This window comes from Methanobrevibacter sp. TMH8 (assembly GCF_020148105.1).
Lineage (GTDB): Archaea > Methanobacteriota > Methanobacteria > Methanobacteriales > Methanobacteriaceae > Methanobinarius.
In genome coordinates this window covers 34,565-59,618 of sequence record NZ_JAHLZE010000012.1, presented here as the reverse complement: position 1 = coordinate 59,618, position 25,054 = coordinate 34,565, and the positions used below count along the sequence as shown (strand labels likewise).

The following is a 25,054-nucleotide window of genomic DNA, read 5'->3' as shown; positions in this document are numbered from 1 at the left end:
GCTTAAAATGTAAATTATTTATAATTTCAAATAAGATATTATTTATCATATAATATAGTGTAATTTTAGGTGTTATTATGGATATAATAAAAAAATTTAAAGAAAAGATCGACTCAAACATTCTAAAATTATCAAATGGTGTTAATAAAGAAAAATATAATTCTCTTAAAGAAAAATATACAGAATCTAAAAATAATAATAATGAAATTATAGACTATCTCTATAATAAAAACCCAAATTTAGATTCAAAGGAATATGTTGAAAAATCTAATCGAAGTTTTGAAAGAAGAAACAATGATCCTAAACTAATTGCCTTTTATCTGCCTCAATTCCATACTATACCTGAGAATGATAAATGGTGGGGCTCAGGATTCACAGAATGGACTAATGTAACTCTTGGTCAACCACAATTTGTAAATCATTATCAACCACATCTTCCAGATGAACTTGGATTTTATGATTTGACTAATAAAAATGTATTTATGAAACAAATTAAACTAGCAAAAAAATATGGGGTTTATGGATTTTGTTTTCATTATTATTGGTTTAGCGGGGGGAAAAGGCTTTTAGAAAAACCTATTTTTAATTTTTTAAATGATAAAAATTTAAACTTTCCATTTATGCTTTGTTGGGCAAATGAACCATGGTCTCGCAATTGGGATGGTTTTAATGAAGATGTATTATTAGATCAGGATTTTAAAGAAGAAGATATTATAAAATTTATTGAGGATATAATGCCTTTTTTTAAAGATGATAGATACATTAAATTTGATAATTCGCCCTTGTTAATTGTTTATAGGCCTAAAATAATAAAAAAAGAATTAATGATAAAAACAATATCTTTATGGAGAGATTATGTTAAGAATGAAGGATTTAATGACATATATTTAATTCATACTAGAACTGGAGGTTTCGAAGACAGCCCTGAAGAATGGGATTTTAATGCTGCTGCTGAATTCCCTCCTAATAATATTAAAAGGGTGATTAAGAAAGACTTGAAATATATAAATCCTAACTTTAAAGGAAAGATATATGATTTTCCAAAAACTATGGTAAATATGAATAAATATAATAAAAATTCTAATGATTATAAGACAGTTCTTCCATCATGGGATAATACTGCGAGAAGAAAAGATTCAGGCCATATATATCAAAATTCATCTCCTGATTTTTATAGAAAATGGTTATATAACTCAATAAAAATTACAGAGAAAATACACCCTGAAAACAAATTATTGTTCATAAATGCTTGGAACGAATGGGCAGAAGGTGCACATTTAGAACCCGATAGAAAATATGGTTTTGCTTATTTAGAATCTACTTTGGATGCGTTATTAGATTATAGGTTAAATTTACCTCTTTATGATTTAGAAAAATAAAAAACATAATATAATTATTTTTTCTTTTAGATGGGATAATATTTTTGTTTAAAAGTTTATTAAAATTATTTGTTAAGGGCAGTGTTTAAATGGATAAAGTTAAAGTATCAGTAATTGTCCCTGTTTATAATTCTGAAAAATATTTGAAAGAATGTTTGGATAGTCTTTTGAATCAAACACTTACTGAAATAGAGGTTATATGCGTAGATGATGGTTCAACAGATTCTTCACCAGAAATATTAGAGATTTACTCTAAAAAAGATAAAAGAATTAAAGTAATCACTCAAGAAAATAAAGATGTGGGGCCTGCTAGGGAAGCTGGTTTGAAAATAGCTGTTGGTGAGTATGTAACTTTTGCAGATAATGATGATTGGTTCGCTATTGATGCTTTTGAAAAATTATATATTAATGCTAAATCTAATGATTCGGATGTAGTAATATTCAAAATTGTTTTTTATTATTCTGATAATGATTCCTATACTTATCCCAAATCACTTAATCTTGAAAAATATTTTGAAGAAGATATAGATTATAATAATTTTGTTTTTAAAGCAAAAAATATTAAAGAACAGGTTATGAATAATCTTTTTGCCCCTTGGTTTAAGTTTTATAGATTGGAGTTTTTAAAATCTTATAATTTTTATTTTAAAGAGAAAATAACTTATCCTGATGTTCCATTTCATGTTCAAGTTTTATTAAAGGCTAATAAAATATCTTTCTGCCCAGAATATTTATATTTTTATAGAAGAAATCATCAAGAGTCTATGTTATTGATTTCTAAGGATACTCCTAGAATATTTGATATCTTTGAAGTTATTGATGAAGTTCAATCTTTTTTAATTTCTAACAATCTATTTGAATCTTATGAATTAGAATTTTATGAGTTTAAATTACAACAAATAAATTTTTGGCTTTTAAGATGTGGAAAAAGTTATCAAGATGAATATTTTCTCAAATCAAAAGAAGAAATTTCAAATATTGAATTTTCTAAAATTGAATCAAAATTACGTAGAAGATATAAAAAAATTTATTCAAATATTATTAATTCTAATTCATTCCAAGAAGTTATATTACTAAATGAAAAAAGGGACTCAAAAATTAATGTTATTAAATCTAAAAATAAAAAGAGTAAGAATAAAACAGAAAAAAAAATTGAAAATCAAAAATTTCAAAAATCAACCTCCTCTTCTAAGATATTAAATTTTTTGAGAGGTTTAAAATAGTTATTATCTAAATTAATGGTAAAAATATAAATTTTTTTAGAGGGAATATATGATATAATATATTAAAAATATATAAACATATGATACAATCCTTTTGATTAGATTAAATATTATATAACATATTAAAAATAGATTAAATATTATACAATAAATATCATATAATAGACTAAATATTATATAATAGATTAAAAATTAGCTAATATATTATAAAGTATATATTAAAATTATACAATAGAGAATAATAATCATAAAATCTATTATTATAAAAAGGGATGATTTTAATGAGTAAATTGAAAATTTCAATAATTATTCCAGTATATAATTCTGAAAAACATCTGGAAGATTGTTTAAATAGTGTTATTAATCAAACATTAAACGAAATAGAGATTATATGTGTTAATGATGGGTCTACTGATAAATCTCTTGAAATATTAAATAAATATTCTTCAAAAGATAAAAGAATAAATATTATTAACAAAAAAAATGGTGGTGCAGGATCAGCTAGAAATTTAGGTATTGAAAAATCTAATGGAGAATACATACTTTTTTTAGATTCAGATGATTGGATTGATGCCAAAACTTGTGAATATTTGTATTTAAAGGCAAAAAATAATCAAACTGATTTGATAATTTTTAAAATGCTGAATTATGATGATATCAGTCAAAAATTTTATAAAACAGATTATTATGATCTTTTGCAATTTAAAGAATTTTTTACAGATTCTGTATATAATTTAAATGATTTTAATGATAAAATATTTTATTTAGCTGTTTCACCAGTTAATAAACTATATAAAAAAGATTTAATAGATTCTATCGATGCAAAATTTATTGAAGGATTGATTTTTGAAGATAATCCTTTTTTCTTTAATGTTATTTTGAATGCTAAAAGAGTTTTATTATATGATGAATATTTTTATTTCCGCAGAAGAGTAAAAAATTCTGTAATGTCTTTTATTGATGAAAAACATTTTGATATTATCCCAATAACAAACTTAATAATAAGTATTTTCAAAGAAAATAATTTTTATAAAATATTCCAAAAAAAAGTCTTAAACAAGAAAATTACATTAATTAAACATGAATATAATAAATTTGAAGGAGAAAACAGATTAGAATTTTTTAAACTATTACAAGATGATTTTAATACAATAAGAAAAGATGAAAATTTAAATGAAGAGTATAAAAATAACTTAATTCCTCGTAATTTAGATTTTTACATTAATTCACAGAAAACAGATGATTATTATATTTTTGATCTTTTAAATGAAAATTCATACTTGATTTCTAGAGTAAAAAACCTTGAAAATAATTATGAAAACCTAAAAATATATAGAGATAATTTAAAAGATAAAAATAAAAGATTATTGGAAAAAAACCATGATTTAAAGGATAATATTATAAGAATTAAAAATCATCATACTGAACTTAAAAATCGTAATAGTGAACTTAAAAATGAGCTTGAAAAAGTTTATTCTTCTAAAAGTTGGAAAATTACTAAACCTATTAGGATAATAACTAATAAATTCAGATAATTTTTCCATGACTAATAATATTGTTAGATGAAAAAATATTTTTATTAGAAGAATCAATCTTACTATTAATGACTATTTAATATTAATTAAGTGATTTTCATGAATGATATCAAAATATCAGTAATTATCCCAGTTTATAACGTTGAAAAATATCTTGAACAATGTTTAAATAGTGTTGTTAATCAAACACTAAAAGATATTGAGATTATTTGTATAAATGATAATTCTAGTGATAACTCTTTAACAATTTTGGAAAGGTATGCAAAAAAAGACAATCGAATTACTATTATTAATAATTTAAAAAATAGTGGGGGAGGTTTTTCAAGAAATGAAGGCCTTAAAATTGCAAAAGGGGAATATATATCTTTCATCGATGCTGATGATTGGGTTGAGGAGGAAATGCTTGAATATACTTATAATGAGTCAAAAAGCAAGAATTTAGACCTTCTTATATTTTTAGCTAAGAATTATGATGATGTAAATTCTGAATTCTATGAAATTGATTATTATAATTTTAAATGTTTAGATGATTCTTTTAAAAATAGATTATTTTATTTTGATGAAGTTAAAGACCTTATATTTTGTTTTGCTGTTAGTCCCTGGTTAAAATTATATAAAAAGGAGCTTTTAGATAAATCTAATGCGAAATTTCCAAAAGAACGTGTAATGCATGATAATCCATTTTTTTACAATGTTTTCTTAAATGCTGAAAGGATGGAGCTAGTTGAGGAATATTTTTACTATAGGAGGAGACATAAGACTTCTTTAGTTAATATGAGGGGACATAGATGTCAAGATATAATTCCAATAGCTGATCATATTATAAATTCTTTTAAAGATAATAATACTTTTGATTATTATAAAAAAAAATTATTAAACCGTAAAATTTTTTTAATTCGTAGTGAATATAAAAAAATGAATGAAGATTTTCAAAAAAATTTTTTTAATTATATTAAGGAAGAATTTAATAATATTTGCAATGATTTTTCTATGCATTATGAATATCTTATTAATCTAAGTCAAATAAATTTAAGTTTTTATTTCAATGCTTTGAGAGCAGAATCTTATTCAGAATTTAATTATCTTAATGATTTTTCAGAAGCATTGGTTACTATAAACCGTCTTGAAAAAAAGGTAGAAAGACTTAAAAATAAGAATAAAGAATTGAATAAGGATATTAAATATTTAAAAAAGAATAATGAAATAATGATATCTTCAAATAGTTGGAAAATAACAAAACCTCTTCGAAATATCACATGTTTTATTAAAAAACTTTTAAAATAATGATTTATCTAAAAATAATTAAATATTTTATTATATTTTAATTTTATTGTAAAAGCGAATAATAACTTAATATTTATTATAAGATAATTGGAGGAAAAATGAACTTCAAAATTAGTATTATAATGCCAATACACAATGTTGAAGAGTATATACAAAAAGCATTTTTATCTATACAATCACAAACCTTTGGATTTGAAAATTTGGAAGTTATTATGGTAGATGATGCTTCTACTGATAGTAGTGGAAAAATTATTGATGAATATGCTAAGAACTATTCTAACTGTTTTGCTTTTCATTTGGAAAATAATACGGGGTCTGCTGGAATACCAAGAAATGTAGCTATTTCCCATGCATCTTCTCCATATATAATGTTTTTAGATCCTGATGATTATTATGAGAACAATGCATGTGAATTATTATATAATGAAATAAATAAGGAAAACATAGATATAGTTTTTGGAAATCGGATTGAAACTAAAGAGAATATTTCTAAAATCAGAAATAATGATTGGTTTTCTGGAAAAACTTTTGTTGAAAATATAGACGAAAACATGAAAATTTTATCATTATCTCCTGCATTATCTGGTAAAATAATAAAAAGAGACTTTTTAGAAAAAAATAAAATAGAATTTGTTCCTAATATCCCGGGCCAGGACACTATTTTTGTGTATGAAGTTTTTTTCAATGCTAAAGGAATAAAATATCTTCCAGATGAAAATATATATGTGTATGTATTTAGAGAAAGTTCTATAACAAACAATATAACTTTAAAGTATATTAATGGAACTATGAAAGGAGTAAAAATTAAATATGATTTATATTTGAAATATGGTAAAGAAGCATATATAAAAAATGTGTTTAGAGGATTTTTGAATTATCTTTTACCAAAAATTCTTTTTAGTAATTTTTCTACAAAAGAAGAATTTGAGAAAGTTTTAGATGAGATGGATTGGTATATTAAAAAGAATATTGAGTATTCTAACGAACCTAAAAATGATGAATTAAAGTTATTTTTTAGTTTAATGGCTAATAAAGATATTAAAAATATTTTAAGATATAAAAGAATCATGAATTCCAATAAAAATAAAATTTATAATATTACTACAGAAAATAACAATCTCAAAAATAAATTAAAAACATATGAAAATCGTAAAATTATAAAATATTCTGATAAAATAAACAAAATTTTCAGATAATCTAATAATGAGAAAAATAGCTATTTATTTTTAAATCTTTTTTAATTATTTTATTAATATTTTTAAAAAAATTTATATATGTTATCAGATTATTTTATACAATTTTATTTTATACAATTTTATTTTATACAATTTTATTTTATACAGTTTTATTTTTCATGATTTTATTTTTGATTTTAAGTAGTTTATCTACTATTTTTACAATTTTTCTTGTTTTATAACGTTGTAATTCTTTTTTCAATAATTTCACTTTATTAAAATAATTATAATTAGCTTCATAATTCACAGTCTTTTTAATAACTTTTATTGTTTTAGATTTACTCATTGGGCTGTGTCCATTATCATCGGTATAAAATATTATTTCGACATTATTATTTTCATTGTAAATATTAAGCTCTTTTAATCCTTTAATAAATGGTATACATTGTTTATCAATATCATGACTAGAATTTGAATTAACATAATATGTAATTGGAGGAATATATCCTTCCTTTTTAAAAGCTTCTAAAACATTTAATCTATATCCATAATTATTAAATATTTCTTCATCGCTTAGCTCACTAAAACATGCTTTTTTCATCTTGCTAACATGAGCCTCATAATAATTCTTTATTATTAGTTGAGAATTATTTACTAGAGCTTTTGAGTCTTTAATCAATGTTGCAAGAATTATTGAAGTAAATCCTCCTCCAGAGCTACCATAAAATAAAATATCTTTAAATTTTATATTTTTTTTATAATTTGAATCATTATTATAATTTTTTACAATTTTTTTTATAATTTCTGAAATAGTTTCTAAATAATATTCTTTTTCTGTTCCTACACACCATCCTAATGCAATATTATTACTTAAATATCTAGTAGGATCATTATAAAAAATCAATGACTCTTCAAAATTAATATTCCAACTGTATCTGTTATATATTGGAGGTTCAATTGATTTAGGACCATTTAAAGCAACTGCACCAGAACCAAATACTATTAATTTATTAATTTTAGTTAATTTCAATAAAAATTCATATTTATTATTATTTTGATTAACTACTAATTCGAAAAGTTGATTTTTTGGAAATTGGCAACTTTCAATTTCATCAAATTCAATTTCAATGATTTTTTGAACTAATTTTGAGATAAAATCACCTTCATTTAAAAATTATTTTCATTTTAAATTTCCATAATTTATAATTTTTAAATTATTATTTGAAACATCTTTAATAAGATTTTTAGTATCAAAAATTATAGGGTTTCTCATTTTTTCACTCATTAGATTAAAATCCAAGTTTTTAAATTCAAAATGGTCTGATAATACAATGCATATATCAGCATCTTCAATTGCTTCTTTAAAACCATAATAATTTTCATTTTTGACATGAGGGTCATGAATATTTATTTCAAAACCTTCATTTTCCAATATTTCACATACTTTTAATGCAGGACTTTCTCTAATATCTCCAGTATTTCCTTTATAAGCTACTCCTAAAATAGCTATTTTTGGATTTTCAACCTCTTTCAATATTTCTTTTGTTTTATCAACTACAAATTGAGGCATACTATTATTAATATCTCTAGCTAATTTAATTAGTTTAGCTTCTTCTGGAGCTTGAGCATAAATGAAATAAGGATCAATAGCTAAGCAATGTCCACCTACTCCCGGACCTGGAGAATGAATATTAACTCTTGGATGTTTGTTAGCTAATTCAATGACATCTAGTGCATTAACTCCAATTTTTGAACATACTTTTGTTAATTCATTAGCTAATGCAATATTCACATCTCTAAAAGTATTTTCCATGCACTTAGACATTTCAGCAGTTTTTGCTTCTGTTTTCATTATTTTTCCCTTGACAAAGGTTTCATAAATATTCGCTGCTTTATTTGAGCATTTTGGAGTTATTCCTCCAACTATTCTATCATTATTAATTAATTCTTCCATTATTTTACCTGGAAGAACTCTTTCTGGGCAATGTGCAAGATATAAATCTTTTCCAACTTTAAAACCTTCTTTTTCAAAAATTGGTTTTATTATATTGTCTGTTGACATTGGGGCTATAGTTGATTCAATTATAACAATATTTCCTTTTTCTAAATAGGGGATTATTGTTTCACATGCAGATATGACATAACTTAAATCACATGATAAATCATCTGTATTTGTTGGGGTTGGAACTGTTATTATAAATACATCACTTTTTTCAGGTTTGGTTGATGCAGAATAATTTTTATTAGTTATAGCTAGATTTAATTTTTCTTTTAGACCTGGTTCTTCAATATGAACAATACTTTTATTTAAATCATCAATTAAATCTTGATTTATGTCAACTCCAACTACTTCACAGCCATTATCTGCAAAAAGAGTTGCAGTAGGTAGACCAATGTATCCTTGACCAATTATACAGATTTTCATTATTATCACATAATTTAAAATAATTTTTCAATTGTTTTTATTTATTCATATAAAGCTATTTATTTTTGGTATTAAATAGATTATATATCAATAGGTTATCAAATATTATATCAAAATATATTATATTAAATATTTTATTTCAATATTTTATCTAAAATATTTTATTTCAAATATTTATTTATATCATTAAAATTAATATTAATTTAGCTTTTATTATATATTAAAATTCTTAATAATATAATTTTACATGACAATTAAGATAGTTTAATTTGGCATGTTTGTATATGATTTTTATATTAACTTGATAAATCTATTAATCATATTTTAGATTCAATTGAAATTTTTAAATAGATAAATTTATACTTTCAAATATAAGAGATTTTTTGTGGGGTAAAAATGAATATAACTGTAATTGGAACAGGATATGTTGGATTAGTCACAGGAGCTTGTTTTTCAGAAATGGGAAATAATGTTTACTGTGTGGATGTTGATGAAGATAAGATAAAATCCTTGAAAAATGGTATAATGCCTATTTATGAAGAACATTTGGAAAAAATAGTCAATAGAAACTACAAAAATGGAAATCTTATTTTTACAACAAATTTAGAAGAAGGATTATCGAAATCAGATATTTGTTTTATAGCTGTAGGCACTCCAATGGCTGAAGATGGATGTGCTGATTTAAGTGTTGTTTTTCAAGTAGCTAAAAATATTGGAGAACTAATGACTAATGATCTTATTGTTGTTACTAAATCAACAGTACCTGTTGGAACTGGAGATAAAATTAAAGAAATCATTCAGAAAGAGTTAGATATAAGAAAAACTAACTATAATTTTGAAATGGTCTCTAATCCTGAGTTTTTAAAAGAAGGGACTGCTGTTGAAGATTCAATGAGGCCTGATAGAGTTATAATAGGTTCTAATAATGAAGGAACTATAAATACAATTAAAGAACTTTATGCACCTTATGTTAAGAATCATGATAGGTTTATTATAATGGATATTAGAAGTGCAGAAATGTCTAAATATGCATCTAATGCAATGTTAGCTACTAGAATTTCTTTTATGAATGAAGTAGCTAATATTTGTGAAAAAGTTGGGGCAGACATTAACCAAGTCAGACTAGGTTTAGGAAGCGATACTCGAATAGGTTATAGCTTTTTATATGCAGGCTGTGGTTATGGTGGAAGTTGTTTTCCAAAGGATGTAAATGCACTTATTAAAACAGGCGAAATTGCTGGTTATTCTCCTAAAATATTAAAAGAAGTAGAAAATGTTAATAATGAACAGAAAATGGTCATTGTTAATAAAATTAAGGAAAAATTTGGAAAAGATCTTTCAAATTTGAGATTTGGGTTATGGGGGTTGTCTTTTAAACCAGGAACTGACGATATGAGGGAAGCTCCTTCTGTAATAATTATCAATGAATTAATTAAATCTGGTGCAAAATTGAAAGCTTATGATCCTAAGGCTAAAGAAGTTGCTGAAGATATTTTCAACGATAACCCAAATATTGAATTTTATAATAATAAGTATGATGTTTTAGATGATTGTGATGGACTTATTATTGTAACTGAATGGAATGAATTTAGAAGTCCTGATTTTGATGAAATTTCTAATAGATTAACTAACAAAGTCATTTTTGATGGTAGAAATCAATTTGATAAAGAATTATTAAATAGAATTGGCTTTGAATATTATCAGATTGGTGCTTAATCATATTTCCTTATTCAATATATGCATAAATAGATTATTATTGTATATTTGATTATTATAATATTTTACAATGATATTTAATTTATTAATTTATTTAAGATATTTGATGATAAAATGAAGATTTTAATAACTGGGTATAAAGGAATGTTAGGTTCAGATTTAGTTGAAACTTTAAAAAATGAAAATCAACATGAATTAATACTTACCGATGTTGAAGAATTAGATATAACTAAGTTAGACCAAGTAAAAAAAATTTTAAATGAAGAAAATCCTGAAGTTATAATTAATGTAGCTGCATATACAGATGTTGACGGCTGTGAAACTAATCGTGATTTAGCATATAATATTAATTCTATTGGTCCTAAGAATTTAGCAGTTGTTGCAGATGAAATTAATGCTAAATTATTGCATATTAGTACAGATTATGTTTTTGATGGAAATAATTCAAAACCTTATATAGAAGGTGATAAAACTAATCCTAAAAGTTATTATGGGGAAACTAAACTTCAAGCAGAATTATTTATTAAAAATGAGATGAAAAATTATTTTATAGTTAGAACTGCTTGGTTATATGGGTTTAATGGAAAAAATTTCGTTAAAACAATGTTAGAATTATCTAAAAATAATGATAAAATAACAGTTGTTAATGATCAACATGGTTCTCCTACTTTTACTAAAGATTTAGCTATAGCTATTTGTGAACTTATTAAAACAGATAAATATGGAACTTATCATGTTACAAATAATGATAATTGTACTTGGTATGAATTTGCAAGTAAAATATTTGAATTAGCAAATATTAAAATTAATATTATACCTGTGACTACATCAGAATATCCCACACCAGCTCAAAGACCAAAATATTCCGTTCTTTCTAATGAAAAATGGAAAAATGCTGGTTTTAATTCATTGAGACATTATGAGGATGCTCTTAAAAGTTATATGGAAATTGAATTAGAAAATAATTAAATTGAGAGGTTTTTTAAATGAAAGGAATCGTTTTGGCAGGAGGATCTGGAACTAGGTTATATCCAATTACAAAAGCTGTTTCTAAACAATTACTCCCATTGTATGATAAACCAATGATTTATTATCCTATATCTGTTTTAATGCTTGCGGGAATTAAAGAAATTCTAATTATATCCACGCCTCATGATTTACCACAATATAAACTCTTATTAGGGGATGGAAGTGATTTAGGAATATCATTTAGTTATGCTGTTCAGGAAAATCCCAATGGATTAGCTGAAGCATTTATAGTTGGTGAGGATTTTATTGGTGAGGATACAGTTGCTCTTGTTTTGGGAGATAATGTTTTTTATGGTCATAGATTAACTGAAATATTGGAAAATGCTTCTAAAGTTAATGAAGGAGCAATTATTTTTGGATATTACACAAAAAATCCTGAAGATTTTGGTGTTGTTGAATTTGACAATGAAAAAAATGTACTTTCAATTGAAGAAAAACCAAAAAATCCAAAATCAAACTATATTGTTCCAGGACTTTATTTTTATGATAATGAGGTTATTGAAATAGCTAAAAAAGTTAAACCTTCTGAGAGAGGAGAATTAGAAATTACTTCTGTTAATGAAGAATATTTGAAGAGAAATAAGCTTAAAGTTAAACTTTTAGGAAGAGGAATGGCTTGGTTAGATACTGGAACTCACATGGGTCTTTTGGAAGCTGCAAATTTTATTGAAACAGTTCAAAAAAGACAAGGACTATATATAGCTTGCTTAGAAGAAATAGCTTATTATAAAGGATATATTGATAAAAATAAACTGATTAAACTTGCTAAATCATTGGAAAAAACTGAATATGGTGAATATTTACTTAAATTATCTAATCAAACAATTTAAGTGTGTAAAAATAAAAATAGTTATTCACTATAATATCTTTATTTTTCATTATTTTTAAAATTGTTCATTTCTGATTTTACAGCCTTTAATGATTCTTCAATAACTTCCCACATGTCATAATACTTATATAAAGCTAATCTTCCACCAAATATCATATTTTCTTCTTTATTTCCTAATTTTTGATATTTTTCAAATATTTTTAGATTTTTTTCATCATTTATTGGATAATAAGCTTCATATCCTTTTTCCCATTTAATAGGATATTCTTTTGTAATAATAGTTTTACAAGAATCAATGTTTTCGAAATGTTTATGTTCTATTATTCTGGTATAAGGGATTTCACTTTCATTGTAATTTACAACAGCATTCCCTTGATAATTTTCCACGTTTTTTGTTTCATGCTTAAATTCTAATGACCTATATTCTAATTCACCAAAACAATAGTCATAATATTGATCTATCATACCAGTATATACAATTTTATCAGCTATATTTTTCCAATTTTCCTTATCATCAAAAAAATCAGTATTCAATTTTATTTCAATTCCATTTAAGAGTTTTTCTATTATTTTAGTATAGCCTCCAATTGGAATTCCTTGATAAAGATCATTAAAATAATTATTATCATAAGTAAATCGAACAGGAAGTCTTTTAATAATAAAAGATGGTAGCTCGCTACATTTTTTTCCCCATTGTTTTTCTGTGTAGCCTTTAATTAATTTTTCATAAATATCTTTACCAACTAAGCTAATTGCCTGTTCTTCTAGATTTTTTGGATTTTTTATGTTAGCTTCTTCTTTTTGAGCCTTAATTATTTTTTTTGCTTCTTCAGGAGTTTTAATTCCCCACATTTGATGAAATGTATTCATATTAAATGGTAAATTGTAGAGTTCATCTTTATAAATAGCTATAGGAGAATTTGTATATCTATTGAACTCTGCAAATTGCTGAATATAATCCCAAACTTCTTTATTATTTGTATGGAAAATATGAGCCCCATATTTGTGTACATTTATGTTTTCAATATTTTCTGTGAAAACATTACCTCCAACATGGGATCTTTTTTCTATAACTAAACATTTTTTTTCATTTTTATTCATTTCATGGGCAAAAATTGATCCAAACAATCCAGATCCAACGATTAAATAATCATATTTTGACATAATAACCCTTTATTAGCTATTTAATAATCCTATTTCAATTTTTATTTAATTTTTATTTGAAGATTTTTTCAATGATTTCCTAATAGAACGTTTTATTTTTCTTAATTTCTCATAAATTTTGATAATTTTCAAGGATTTATATTTTTCTATAGTTTTATTTTGTTTTTTTATAATTTTTCTTGATTTTTCTGCAATTTTTTTATATTTATTTATTTCATTATAAGAAATTGGTTGCATTCTACTAGTATTATAGTATTTATACATTTTTCTCTCTAAAATTAGTTTAATCAAGGGATAAGCTTCAATAAATGTTACTCGAGATTTGTGCCCCCAATTATCATGACAAATCAGTATTTCAACATCATTTTCAAAAGAATTTATTTTTGCTTCTCCTAAACTTTCAATAAAAGGAATGCATTGATCTATTAAATCAACATCTTCATGAGCATTAACATGATAAATTATTGGTGGGACATATTCCATTTTTTTGAATAATTCTACAACATTCACACGATATCCATATTTTTCAATAATTGTACTTTCATCCAACCCATTAAAACAGAATTGTTTCATATTATCTATTGTACTTTGGATATGGACTCTGAATATATTAAAATTAAAGTTACCAACAAGGGCAGTTGAACCTTTAATCATTGTTGCTAACATCACGGCTCCGAAACCAGATGAAGATGTTCCATAATGAAGGATATTTTCATTATCAATATTTCTATTTGATATGATATTTTTTATTATTTTACAAATTGTTTTTAGGTACCAATCATCTTCTGTACCTAGGAACCATCCTGCAGCTAATTTTGAATCGAGATAAAATGTAGGATCTGCATAATAGATAACAGACTCTTCAAATTTAGATTGCCATGAGTGTCTTTGGAAAAAGGGCAAGTCATGTTTTTGCTGATTTACTCTACCAGAACCACCAAAACATATTAGCTTGTCATTTTTACTTGCAAGCCTTACTAAAAATTCATATTTAACATTATTTCTATGAATTTCTAAACCAAAAAATTCATCTTCAGGAAAATCAAAAGTTGAAACTTCATCAATATCCATCTTTAATATATTATTAACAAGATTTTTCAGAGTATTCCTCCTTAAATATATATAAACTTTTACATAACAAATTATTTCTATATTTATAAATTATTTCTATATAAATTGGTATAAATATAAATTATATGTAATTAAATTAATAATAAATGATTATATATTAAAAAGTTATATCAGTTATATTGATTTCAGTTATATTGATTTAATTTTTTTGGATTGAAATATAATAATTGATAATATAATTATTAATAAATATAATGACTGATTAATATATGAACAAAATAAATATTACTTTCATAATATATAATAATGATTTAGATTTATAATATTATAAATTTTGATATTATAAATTTTTCTATATAAATTTTTTATAGATAATTTTTATAGAAATATTTTATAGAAATATTTTCTAGATAATACTAGCTTTTTATATAATAAATTATTATAGTTTGACTAATTTAACTTCTAAAATCAACTATTGGATTGATATTTCAAAATTAGATATTATGGTGCACATATGATTTTCAATATTATAAAAGAAGAAAAAGGTAATCCAAAAAAAATTTATAAGATGCTAAAGGCTTATAATAAGATAAAAAAGTATAATCTTTTTGATGAAAAATACTATTTTGAAAAAAATCCTCATATTGATTTTTCTAAAATAAATCCTATGGATCATTATATTTATCATGGTTATAAAGAAGGAAAAAATCCAAGTAAAAATTTTGATGGAAATTTTTATCTTGAAAAATATAAAGATGTAAAATCTTCTAATCAAAATCCTTTAGTTCATTATGTTTTGTTTGGAAAGAAAGAAGGAAGAATACCTAATAAAGATGATTTTAAATATTTTAAAGAGCTAATTTTAAAAAATGATAAGAAACTTAAAAAACAAGAGGCTATAATAGATTCTTACAAAAGACTTTTTGACGTGATATTCATTGATCAAGATTTCTATCCAAAAAATACATTGAAAGATGTTCAGGATATGTGTTTAGAAATATTGAGATTTGTTGATAATGTTTGTAAGAAACATGATATTGATTATTGGTTAGATGTTGGTACATTATTAGGTGCTATACGCCATGGAGGATATATTCCATGGGATGATGATATAGACCTTGGAATGATGAGAAATGATTATATTAAATTTATAAAAGTTTTGGACGATGAAATTAAATTAAATGGTTTAGATGAAGTAATGGATGCTAGACGTCAAAGATTGTTTAATGATAATAAAAGTGTTTATGCATGTATACAAATGAAATATTACACATCTTATTCTTTAGGTATGATAGATATTTTTCCTTATGACTATGTTTCTATAGATAAGGAAAACATGAACGAAGATTTTGCTAAAATGTATGCAAAAGAACGTACAGACTATAGAAAAGAAATTGTTGATACAAAAGAAATCTTTGATAAAGGAAATTATATGTCTCTACAAAAATCAGATAAAGAAGATGAAATACTCGAAAAACATACTGATAAATTGAATATATCACTTCAAAAATCTACTAATTGGATAATTCCTGGATTCGAAGGTAGTTGTACATTTAGATTTATAGAAAATAAATGTATTTTTCCTCTAAGAAATATTAAATTTGAAAATTATGAATTCAAAGCTCCACATATCCCTTCAAAGTATTTGGCACTTAAATATGGAAAAAATTATATGGAACTTCCAGATGTTGTATTGTTTCATGAAAGAAGGAAATATTTGAGATATAAAAGAAACAATCATAAGGTTTTCAGGGAACAAATATATAAATTAAAAAATATTAATGACAATTTTAAATTTAGCTAATTTAATAAATTTCATCTAATTTTACCTTTTTAACTAATTTTAGATTAAATTTAAACATATAACATTAAATGTATTAGTATTAACATATTTCTAAAAATATTATTAATAATTTTCGACAAACTTATCAAAAGATTTATCTGAGAGTAATAATTTAAATAATCATGTTATAATTATCATAATTATTATAAGGCTAAGAAAGATAACAGGTAGGAAAACATATGTTCATAAATAAAATAAACAATCTTTCAAATATTTTTAGAGAAAATTCAAGCGAAAAACTAGAAATCACAACTAAAAATCATGAAGAATCCAAAACAAAACATCGAATAAACAAATATGATAATCTTAAAGGTCTTGCAATAATATTGGTTGTTTTAGGCCATATTTTAGTTTCTTTTGAAGCTTATTCTATTTATTATAGTCTAAGGGATATTATTTTTGTATTTCACATGCCAATTTTCTTTTTTGTAGCAGGATATTTTTCAAGAACATCATATTCATCAAGATTAAAAGCATTTCAATCATTAATAATTCCTTTCTTTTTATTTGGGGCATTTTATTATATTTTCAGATTTTTCCTAGATGGTAGTGTTCCTGATGCTCCTTTCGCTGTTCCTCCAAGAGGATTATGGTTTTTATTATCTCTATTTTTAATGAAATTGTTCTTACCAATATTTGATAAAGTTAAACATATGTTTTGGATAGCTTTAGCATTAGCTTTATTTGTAGGAATTTTTGATGTAACTAACAATATATTCGCTTTAACTAAGACTTTTTGCTTTTTACCAGCATTTCTGTTAGGATATTATTTTAAAAATTCAGACAAATATTTAAATAACTTAAAACCATTTATTAAAAAGATATTTTTAAAAATTAGAGATTTTATACTTGATAACAAGAAATTTACAATTTTATTTTTAATATTATTTATATTAGCTGTTGGATATTTGACTAATGGATTTAATCATCAAAATTTTTTATTTGAACTTTCATATCATGAAATGCATTTAAAAAATATTGTAGGAATGGCGATGAGACTTTTTATAATTTCTGCTGGATTGATAATAGTATTGTTATTAACATATGTAATGACTAATAAAAAAACTTTTTTAACTAAATTAGGACGTAATTCTTTAGCTATATATATTTTACACTTCTATTTCCTCAAATTCTCTCAAATGTTTATTAGTAAAACTTCAATAGGACATTTGATAGAGAGTAATGTTTTTCTAATAGCTATTTATCTTTTTATTGTAGTTGGATTAATTGTAGGTCTTTTATCCCGTGATTTTGTTAGTAATGCAGTTAAATGGCTCATTGATCTTGTGAACAAATTATTGTTTGGTGATAATAAAAACATTTCATAGATTTAAAAGTCTAAATTAAAATTTATTCAATAAAAAGTTTTTAAATAAACTATAATTTAATAAAATGATATGAATTAATAAAATATGAATTAAGATTAATTCATATTAATACATTTCTCATAAGTTATAAGCAAAATTTATTTAGGTGGAATAATATTGAAAATAAATAATATAAATTATTTACAATCATTTTTCAATGATAAAAAAAATTCTTTTAATTCAAATAATATTTCAAAAGAAAACCATGAAGAAAAAAATGCTACAACTTCAAAAATAAGGTTGAATAAATATGATAATTTAAAAGGATTAGCTATAATATTAGTTGTTTTAGGCCATATTATTCCTCGTTTTGATGGTTTTCCTATTTATGCTAATATTTATAACCTTATTTACATTTTTCACATGCCAATTTTCTTCTTTGTAGCAGGATATTTTTCTAAAGTTACTGAAAATTCTGATTTAAAAGCATTCAAATCATTAATGATTCCTTTCTTTGTTTTCAGCATCCTTTGGTATGTTTTTGATTATCTTCTAAGAGGTAATGTATCAGATTTACCTTTTATCCTACCACCCTCAGGATTATGGTTTTTATTGGCTTTATTCTTTATGAAGCTCTTTTTACCAATTTTTACTAAGATTAAACATATGTTTTGGCTATCTTTGATACTGGCTTTATTAATTGGTATTTGTGATATTCCAAACAATATATTAGCTGTAAGCAGATTTTTATGTTTCACCCCAGTATTCTTAGTTGGATACTACTATAAAAATTCAGAAAAATATTTGAATAATTTGAAACCTAAGATTAAAAAGGCCATGATAATTGTTAGAGATTTTATATATAATAATAAACTTATTTTAGTCATTATTCTAATCGTTTCTCTAATAATAATTGATATTATCGGTAATTACATTCTCCCTGGCAGATTCACATTTAGATTATCATACATGGGATTGCATCAAGGAATAAAATATGGTATGTTAAAAAGACTTTTTGTTATATCAGCTGGAATAATAATAACTTTCCTAATTACCTTACTTATGACAGATAAAAAATCATTTTTAACTAAAATTGGACGTAATTCTTTAGCTATTTATTTATTACATTTTTATTTAATAGTTTTCTCCAATATGTTTATAACTAAAACACATATAGGCCACTTAATATCTCACAATGTTGTATTTTCTGGGATTTATCTTGTAGTAGCTACAATGATTATCGTGATTATTTTATCTCCTAATATTTTTAATGATTCTATTAGAAAATTAAATGATTATGTTTGGGATATATTTTTCAAAATACCAATTAAATGATTTGTAATGATTTAGATATAATTTTGATTAAAATAAACATATTTTAAGTTTTTATTTAATTTATTTAAAAAAATATTTAAAAGATATTTTATAAAACATTATTATAATTTTATATTAAGTAAATATTTAGTAATTAATAAATATTTAGTAAATAATAAATATTTAGTAAATAATTATAAATTGTGTTTTTTATGAATAGATTTGTTGATAAAATCATTAATTTAGAGCTTGATGAAATATTTGACTATGATTTTCCTCAAGATGAACTTTTTGGACTAGAAATTTTAGAAAATAATGTCAAATATGAATTTCTAATAAAACTTTCTAGTTTTAACAAAAATTTAATTTGTTTTGGCTCTGGTGCATACAAAAATTCTGGGCCTAAAGCAACATTTCCTCCGATATTTAATCGATGGTCTTGGTATGAAGACTTTGAAGAATCTGTTTTATTATATAATGATCCTACCTTATACTTAGAAGAAAATGTAAAATTAGGATGGGGTGTTGGATCAAAAGATGATTATTATTTAGAAACTATTTCTAAAATTATTGAACTATTTGCAGAAACTAATGGCATATCTAATAATAATATCTTATTTTATGGGAGCTCTGGTGGAGGATTCACTTCAATTATATTAGGTACTTTGATAAAAGAATCAAAAGTTCTTGTTAATAATGCTCAATTGGTATTAAAGAATTATTATCATAAAAATGTATATAAAAGAATGATTAAGGCTTGCTTTGGAAATTTAGACAACAATAGTATTTATGAAGACTATGGTCATAGATTAAGTGTTTTAGAAATGTTTAAAAAGGAAAATTATGTTCCACCAATTGTTTATTATGTTAATTCTGAATCTAAACAAGATATAATAAATCAATGTATCCCATTTATAGAGGGATTTTTAGAGATACCTTTTTTGAAAGATAAAGTTGAAATTATTTTTTATAGTAATAATCAAAAAAATAAACATAATCCTCTAAGTAATAAAAAAACTGTAGAAATTATAAAAAAATTATCAAAAGATAGCTTATCCAATGAAAATGATGTTTCAAGACTTAAATATCGAGAAATATTCAGGTATAAGAATAAATTATTGAAAATTAAGAAAATTCTATTTTTTAATAAAAGATAAATGTAATAGAAATTTAAAGAAATTTAAAGAGATTTAAACAAAATTTATTTTTTTGATGAAAGTGTTTATATATTTATTTTATAATCTTCTTTAAAAAATCTTTATATATAAATTTGAATTAATTTTTCAATAGAAAGATTGAATTACTTTTTAATTTTGTTAATACTTTCTATTTTTTTTATATCTTCCTCTAAAGTTGAAATATTAATATTTAATGAATTAAAGTAGTCTTCGTTTGTATTATGAAACTTTATGATTTCAGTCAAATCATTTATATCCTCATCATATTCGGAAATTAAAACTTTTTGAGGATCAAATGGACATTTAAACTGATAATTTTCATATTCAATTGATTTAAGTGGAAAAATATCCTTTGAATTTATAATACAGAATTTTTCATCTGAATCTACCCCTGGAATAAGATAATCAGTTTTTTTATAATCTAAATCTAGTTTTTGCATTGATTTTTTAAGTAATTTCTTTTCATTAGTTGATATATTGATAGAATCATTTGATATATTATCATATATGCTATTTGCTTCAATGGACCTTTTATATTTTTTAATTTCTAAGTTCCTAATTCCTTCTATATCCTCTTTGTATTTATTATTTTTATTTATGTAATCATAAGGTAAAATATCAAAAAACCCTATTTCATTTTCTGACAAGTAATTGAACCGAAGATAAGTTGTGATTTCTCCCCATCCATAACTACAAACAGGACCATAATTTCGAATAGGCTTAATAGTATTTTCTAAATTATTTGATATTATTTCATCTTCTATTATAGATATAAATTTATCATAATCTTTTCTTATCATTCCAATATCAATTCCATCATCCCAAGGGAAAAATCCTTTCTTATTAAATGCTCCAATTAAGCTATTTTTATTTAACCAGTAATCAATCTCATGTTTTTCACAGATTTTATCAATAAATTTTAAAAATTCTAGAGAAAATTTTTGTAAGGATTTAATATTATGCTTTGTTTCAAGTTCACAACCTTTAAAAATTACATTAAATAATGCACTTTGTGTATTAATTTTTTTATTAGCTATATCTATTTTATAATCAAAATCTTTTTCTGGGTTTATAGCTCTACCTTCACTTTTTCCATAAAGTACATAATGCAATAAAGGATTTTCTCCATTTTTCTCCACATCGGAATATTGTCTCAAATAATGCAGGCTATCAAACTTTTCACTGGGGAGATAATTTTTTTTATATCCATAAAACATGTAATGGTCAATTGGATTATATTTGGATGAATATGCCTTAGGATATTTTTTAGTGTAATAAGCTCCATTAAATAGATTCGATTTTTTAATAGTTTTATAAGCTCTTAAAAGATTTATAACCTGTTTGGGGTGTTTCCATTCTTTTTTAAGAATAAAAGATAGGCTTTTCAACATTTTTCTAAGATTAGATTGATTATTACCATATGCTTTATAAAATTCCTCAGGATCATTGATTATTAAGTTCAAAAGATACCAATTAGCAGGGCTAAAAAAATCTTCATTTAAATTCCCTTTTTGATTTGCCAAAACAAATTCTTCATGGAACTTCTCTAAAAAACCCTTTTTAAATTTATTAGCAACCCTCCTATAATGAAAAATATAGGATTTATATTTGCAAGATTCGTAAACAGATTTCAAATCATCTGATTCAGATAATATTTTGTTTAATTTATTTTTTATGAATTCCCATTCTTCAAATATTATAAAAACCTTTTCTTTATTAGTTGTTGATTGATTAGGATTATCTTTTCTGTAAAAATAAAATGCTTTATCTAATATCATTATTTTTTCTGCAAAACAAAAGGTTTGGAACCAAAAACCATTATCTTGGAAAGATGCACCTGGTGTTTCATTATGCTTTATATCATTTTCAACTAAGAAATTTCGTTTGTATATGCCTGCCCAGGTTTGTTTATTGAATTTAAATGCTTTAAAATCTTTTTTAGGATTTATAATACAATTATAATAGTCAAAATCAGCTAAATTTGAATATGTAAATATTCTATTTCCTTGTTCATCTCTAAAGTTTCTAAAATCACCTTTTATGAAGTCAAGGTCATGTTGTATTGCTTTTTTATATAATGTTTCATACATTTTAAGTGCAACATAGTCATCTGGTTCTAAAATTCCGATATATTCTCCTTTAGCTTGATCCATACCTAAATTCATACTATGTCCATAACCAGAGTTCGATTTGGATATTATCTTAATTCTTTCGTCTCTAGCCGCATAATCTTCAATTATTTCTGCAGATTTATCTGTAGAACCATCATTCACACAAATAATTTCTATATCTTTTAAAGTTTGATTTACAAGACTATCTAAAGCAATTTTTAAATAATCTTCAACATTGAATATTGGAACTACAATAGATACTTTAGGCTTGCTTGATGCTTTTATTAAAGGGTATTTTTCGATATCTCTAATTTTTAGATACTTTTTTTCGTAAAAATAGTTTTCTGGTACTTCACTTATTGAAAGTTCTTTTAATCCAGTTTCATGTAAGAATTCATAGAGTTCTCTGTAAGATTCTTGTGTTTTCAATGAATTTAAATTGTGCAGACATCCACTAACTCCAAAATTAACAAAGCTTTGTTTTAAATCATCAAAAATACCTTCTTCTATTAAAAAATTTTTTAATTCTAAAAAAGCATAATAAAAATCTTTTGGATATAAATGATTGTTGCTTTGACAGCTATTTTCATTTCTTCTATAATTTACCAGGGGAATATCTAGTATAGAGATCCTTTTTGCCTTTATTAATGCTTTAGAAGTAAATAAAAGGTCATTAGTTCTATGTATTTCTTGGAATTTAATGTTATTTTTTTCTATAAATTCCTTTCTAAATAGTTTATTCCAAGTCCAATTTTGAAATGTATTGAAAATATATTTCGGAAAATCTTTATAATTAAAAACCTCTTTTTTAGGCAATCTTTTTTTGTTCATATCATGGGGAACTCTTTTTAAATTAGAAATATCATCTTTAAAATCATTAACTCCAAAATTTATAATATCCAAAGATAATTTTTTGGATTTTTCATAAGCTTTTTCTAACATTTCAGGTTTAAAAATGTCATCAGCATCTAAAAATGAGAGATATTCTCCTTTTGAGATTTTCAATCCCTTATTTCTAGCAACTCCCGCACCACTATTTTCCTGATTTAATACTATGATTCTCTTATCTTTTTCTGCATATTCTTCTAATATTTTCAATGAATTATCTGTAGAACCATCATCTATGCAAATTATTTCTATGTCTTTTAGAGTTTGATTAATAATACTGTCTAGTGTTTCTTTTAAATAGTCTTCTACATTATATACAGGTAATATTACAGATATTTTTGGCATAAATGACCTCTTTTAACATTAGTTTAAATTTTTGATAGATAAAAACATATTAAATTTTGTTATTTCTAATTAAATAAATATTTTTGATTAATTTCTATAATTCTAATTTATTTAAGTTTTTTGCAGCAATTTTTAAATCATTTTTCGTATCTATTTCATAAGATCTAAGTAAATAATATTTAAGTGGTAAATTTTTGTTTAATACCTCGAAAACATATCCATCATTTTTAGTTATCTCTAAATCTTTAAAATAAAAAATACCTGCAATTTCATAGTTTGTTGAAGGTTGTCTTTGAAAATTTTTAATCATTTCAATGTTTTCTTCTACATCAGCAAAAACTGCTTCTTCAGATTTAGATAAAGTCAACCCAACAAGCGTTCCATTATCGCATTTGTTAATAAATGTTCTAAAATCGTTTTTATTAAATATAACATCTCCAAATAAGAGTAAATATGGGCTTTTAACATATTTAAGTCCTAAATAAAGACTATATGTATTTGATGTAGTTCTAAAATCAGGATTTTCAATAAAAACTACATCTTCTCTAATTTTTTTAACATGTTCCATTACTTTTTCCTTTTCATATCCAACTACCATGTAAATATTTGGGATATCTTTTAATAATTCAAGATTATAGTCAATAATTGCTTTTCCCCCTATTTCAACTAAGCATTTTGGAGTATTAAGTCCTAATCTTGATCCTAAACCTGCTGCAAGTATAATGGCATGTTTAACAACTTCCATAGATTTTCCTCATCATTCATTAAAATAATCATCTAAAAAATCTTAATATTTTGAAAATATAATATTATTTAATCCATATAACTAATCATATAACTTTTTTAAATTATTGAAAATCAGAAGATTAAATAATATTAAATTTAATATATTTTATAGATGCTTTAAATAAATAAAATCATATAATTTTTTACAAGGATTTTTAATTAATACTAATTTTAATTATATAATATTAATAATAATTATTTATAAATATTTATTATAATCCAAATTTTAATACAAAAAATTATATCAAAAAATATAATACAAAATATATTTTATTTAAGTTATTGTATATAAATATGTATATTTAACTTTATAATATTTAATTTTTTATTGATTGTTGAATTATAAAGATTATTTAGGATTTGTCTATAATATTAAATAGATTTTTAAAATTTAAGTGAAATTTTTATTAATATCTAATTTATATATTAAAATATATAGGAATAAAAATACA

Annotated in this window: 18 protein-coding genes; 12 read left to right on the top strand and 6 right to left on the bottom strand. The window is 23.3% G+C overall.

The genetic code is table 11. The annotated features are described in order from the left end of the window. The first annotated feature begins 77 nt into the window (after nucleotides 1–77). From KQY27_RS02660 to KQY27_RS02640, 5 genes are all read left to right on the top strand, one after another. Entirely contained in the window at nucleotides 78–1,379 is a 1,302-nt protein-coding gene (locus tag KQY27_RS02660) for a glycoside hydrolase family 99-like domain-containing protein (protein ID WP_224425030.1), read from the top strand. A gap of 89 nt (nucleotides 1,380–1,468) precedes the next feature. After that, nucleotides 1,469–2,602 carry a glycosyltransferase gene (locus KQY27_RS02655; protein ID WP_224425029.1) on the top strand — a complete coding sequence of 378 codons (1,134 nt, stop codon included), beginning with the start codon at nucleotides 1,469–1,471 and terminating at the stop codon, nucleotides 2,600–2,602. A gap of 281 nt (nucleotides 2,603–2,883) precedes the next feature. Beyond that, nucleotides 2,884–4,137, top strand: a complete 1,254-nt coding sequence (locus KQY27_RS02650) for a glycosyltransferase family 2 protein (RefSeq protein WP_224425028.1) — start codon at nucleotides 2,884–2,886, stop codon at nucleotides 4,135–4,137. 99 nt (nucleotides 4,138–4,236) lie between these two features. Then, nucleotides 4,237–5,421 carry a glycosyltransferase family 2 protein gene (locus KQY27_RS02645; RefSeq protein WP_224425027.1) on the top strand — a complete coding sequence of 395 codons (1,185 nt, stop codon included), beginning with the start codon at nucleotides 4,237–4,239 and terminating at the stop codon, nucleotides 5,419–5,421. 98 nt (nucleotides 5,422–5,519) lie between these two features. Further along, complete coding sequence (locus tag KQY27_RS02640; RefSeq protein WP_224425026.1) at nucleotides 5,520–6,617, top strand: glycosyltransferase; 1,098 nt, start codon at nucleotides 5,520–5,522, stop codon at nucleotides 6,615–6,617. 139 nt (nucleotides 6,618–6,756) lie between these two features. On the opposite strand, the gene KQY27_RS02635 is transcribed toward KQY27_RS02640, so the two are convergent. Both KQY27_RS02635 and KQY27_RS02630 read right to left on the bottom strand, forming a co-directional pair. Further along, on the bottom strand, nucleotides 6,757–7,626 hold the full coding sequence (locus KQY27_RS02635) for a hypothetical protein (protein ID WP_224425025.1): 870 nt from the start codon (nucleotides 7,624–7,626) through the stop codon (nucleotides 6,757–6,759). Nucleotides 7,627–7,776: 150 nt separating this feature from the next. Further along, the gene (locus tag KQY27_RS02630) at nucleotides 7,777–9,021 is read right to left on the bottom strand and encodes a nucleotide sugar dehydrogenase (RefSeq protein WP_224425024.1); all 1,245 of its coding nucleotides are present in this window, start codon (nucleotides 9,019–9,021) and stop codon (nucleotides 7,777–7,779) included. Between the two features lie 396 nt (nucleotides 9,022–9,417). Here KQY27_RS02630 and KQY27_RS02625 point away from each other — a divergent pair, with 396 nt between their 5' ends. The 3 genes from KQY27_RS02625 (at nucleotide 9,418) to rfbA (ending at nucleotide 12,596) form a co-directional block, all read left to right on the top strand. Further along, nucleotides 9,418–10,737, top strand: coding sequence for a UDP-glucose/GDP-mannose dehydrogenase family protein (locus tag KQY27_RS02625; RefSeq protein ID WP_224425023.1), 1,320 nt, complete (start codon nucleotides 9,418–9,420; stop codon nucleotides 10,735–10,737). A 114-nt stretch (nucleotides 10,738–10,851) separates the two neighbouring features. After that, nucleotides 10,852–11,706, top strand: coding sequence for a dTDP-4-dehydrorhamnose reductase (rfbD, locus tag KQY27_RS02620; RefSeq protein ID WP_224425022.1), 855 nt, complete (start codon nucleotides 10,852–10,854; stop codon nucleotides 11,704–11,706). Nucleotides 11,707–11,723: 17 nt separating this feature from the next. Continuing rightward, nucleotides 11,724–12,596, top strand: a complete 873-nt coding sequence (gene rfbA / locus KQY27_RS02615; RefSeq protein ID WP_224425021.1) for a glucose-1-phosphate thymidylyltransferase RfbA — start codon at nucleotides 11,724–11,726, stop codon at nucleotides 12,594–12,596. 38 nt (nucleotides 12,597–12,634) lie between these two features. Here the strand turns inward: rfbA and glf are convergent, their stop codons facing one another. After that, nucleotides 12,635–13,759: a UDP-galactopyranose mutase gene (glf, locus tag KQY27_RS02610; RefSeq protein WP_224425020.1), complete on the bottom strand. Its 1,125-nt coding sequence runs from the start codon at nucleotides 13,757–13,759 to the stop codon at nucleotides 12,635–12,637. A 45-nt stretch (nucleotides 13,760–13,804) separates the two neighbouring features. After that, nucleotides 13,805–14,830 (bottom strand): hypothetical protein, encoded by a 1,026-nt coding sequence (locus KQY27_RS02605; protein ID WP_224425019.1) that lies wholly within the window; start codon nucleotides 14,828–14,830, stop codon nucleotides 13,805–13,807. Between the two features lie 514 nt (nucleotides 14,831–15,344). Here KQY27_RS02605 and KQY27_RS02600 point away from each other — a divergent pair. From KQY27_RS02600 to KQY27_RS02585, 4 genes are all read left to right on the top strand, one after another. Further along, the gene (locus KQY27_RS02600) at nucleotides 15,345–16,634 is read left to right on the top strand and encodes a LicD family protein (protein ID WP_224425018.1); all 1,290 of its coding nucleotides are present in this window, start codon (nucleotides 15,345–15,347) and stop codon (nucleotides 16,632–16,634) included. 218 nt (nucleotides 16,635–16,852) lie between these two features. Beyond that, nucleotides 16,853–18,001 carry an acyltransferase family protein gene (locus tag KQY27_RS02595; protein ID WP_224425017.1) on the top strand — a complete coding sequence of 383 codons (1,149 nt, stop codon included), beginning with the start codon at nucleotides 16,853–16,855 and terminating at the stop codon, nucleotides 17,999–18,001. A 156-nt stretch (nucleotides 18,002–18,157) separates the two neighbouring features. Continuing rightward, nucleotides 18,158–19,315 (top strand): acyltransferase family protein, encoded by a 1,158-nt coding sequence (locus KQY27_RS02590; protein WP_224425016.1) that lies wholly within the window; start codon nucleotides 18,158–18,160, stop codon nucleotides 19,313–19,315. Nucleotides 19,316–19,506: 191 nt separating this feature from the next. After that, complete coding sequence (locus KQY27_RS02585; RefSeq protein ID WP_224425015.1) at nucleotides 19,507–20,451, top strand: hypothetical protein; 945 nt, start codon at nucleotides 19,507–19,509, stop codon at nucleotides 20,449–20,451. Between the two features lie 143 nt (nucleotides 20,452–20,594). On the opposite strand, the gene KQY27_RS02580 is transcribed toward KQY27_RS02585, so the two are convergent. Beyond that, a complete protein-coding gene (locus tag KQY27_RS02580; protein WP_224425014.1) occupies nucleotides 20,595–23,816 on the bottom strand; it encodes a glycosyltransferase in 3,222 nt (1,073 codons plus the stop codon). Nucleotides 23,817–23,910: 94 nt separating this feature from the next. Beyond that, entirely contained in the window at nucleotides 23,911–24,561 is a 651-nt protein-coding gene (locus KQY27_RS02575; RefSeq protein ID WP_224425013.1) for an NTP transferase domain-containing protein, read from the bottom strand. Nucleotides 24,562–25,054: the final 493 nt, after the last annotated feature.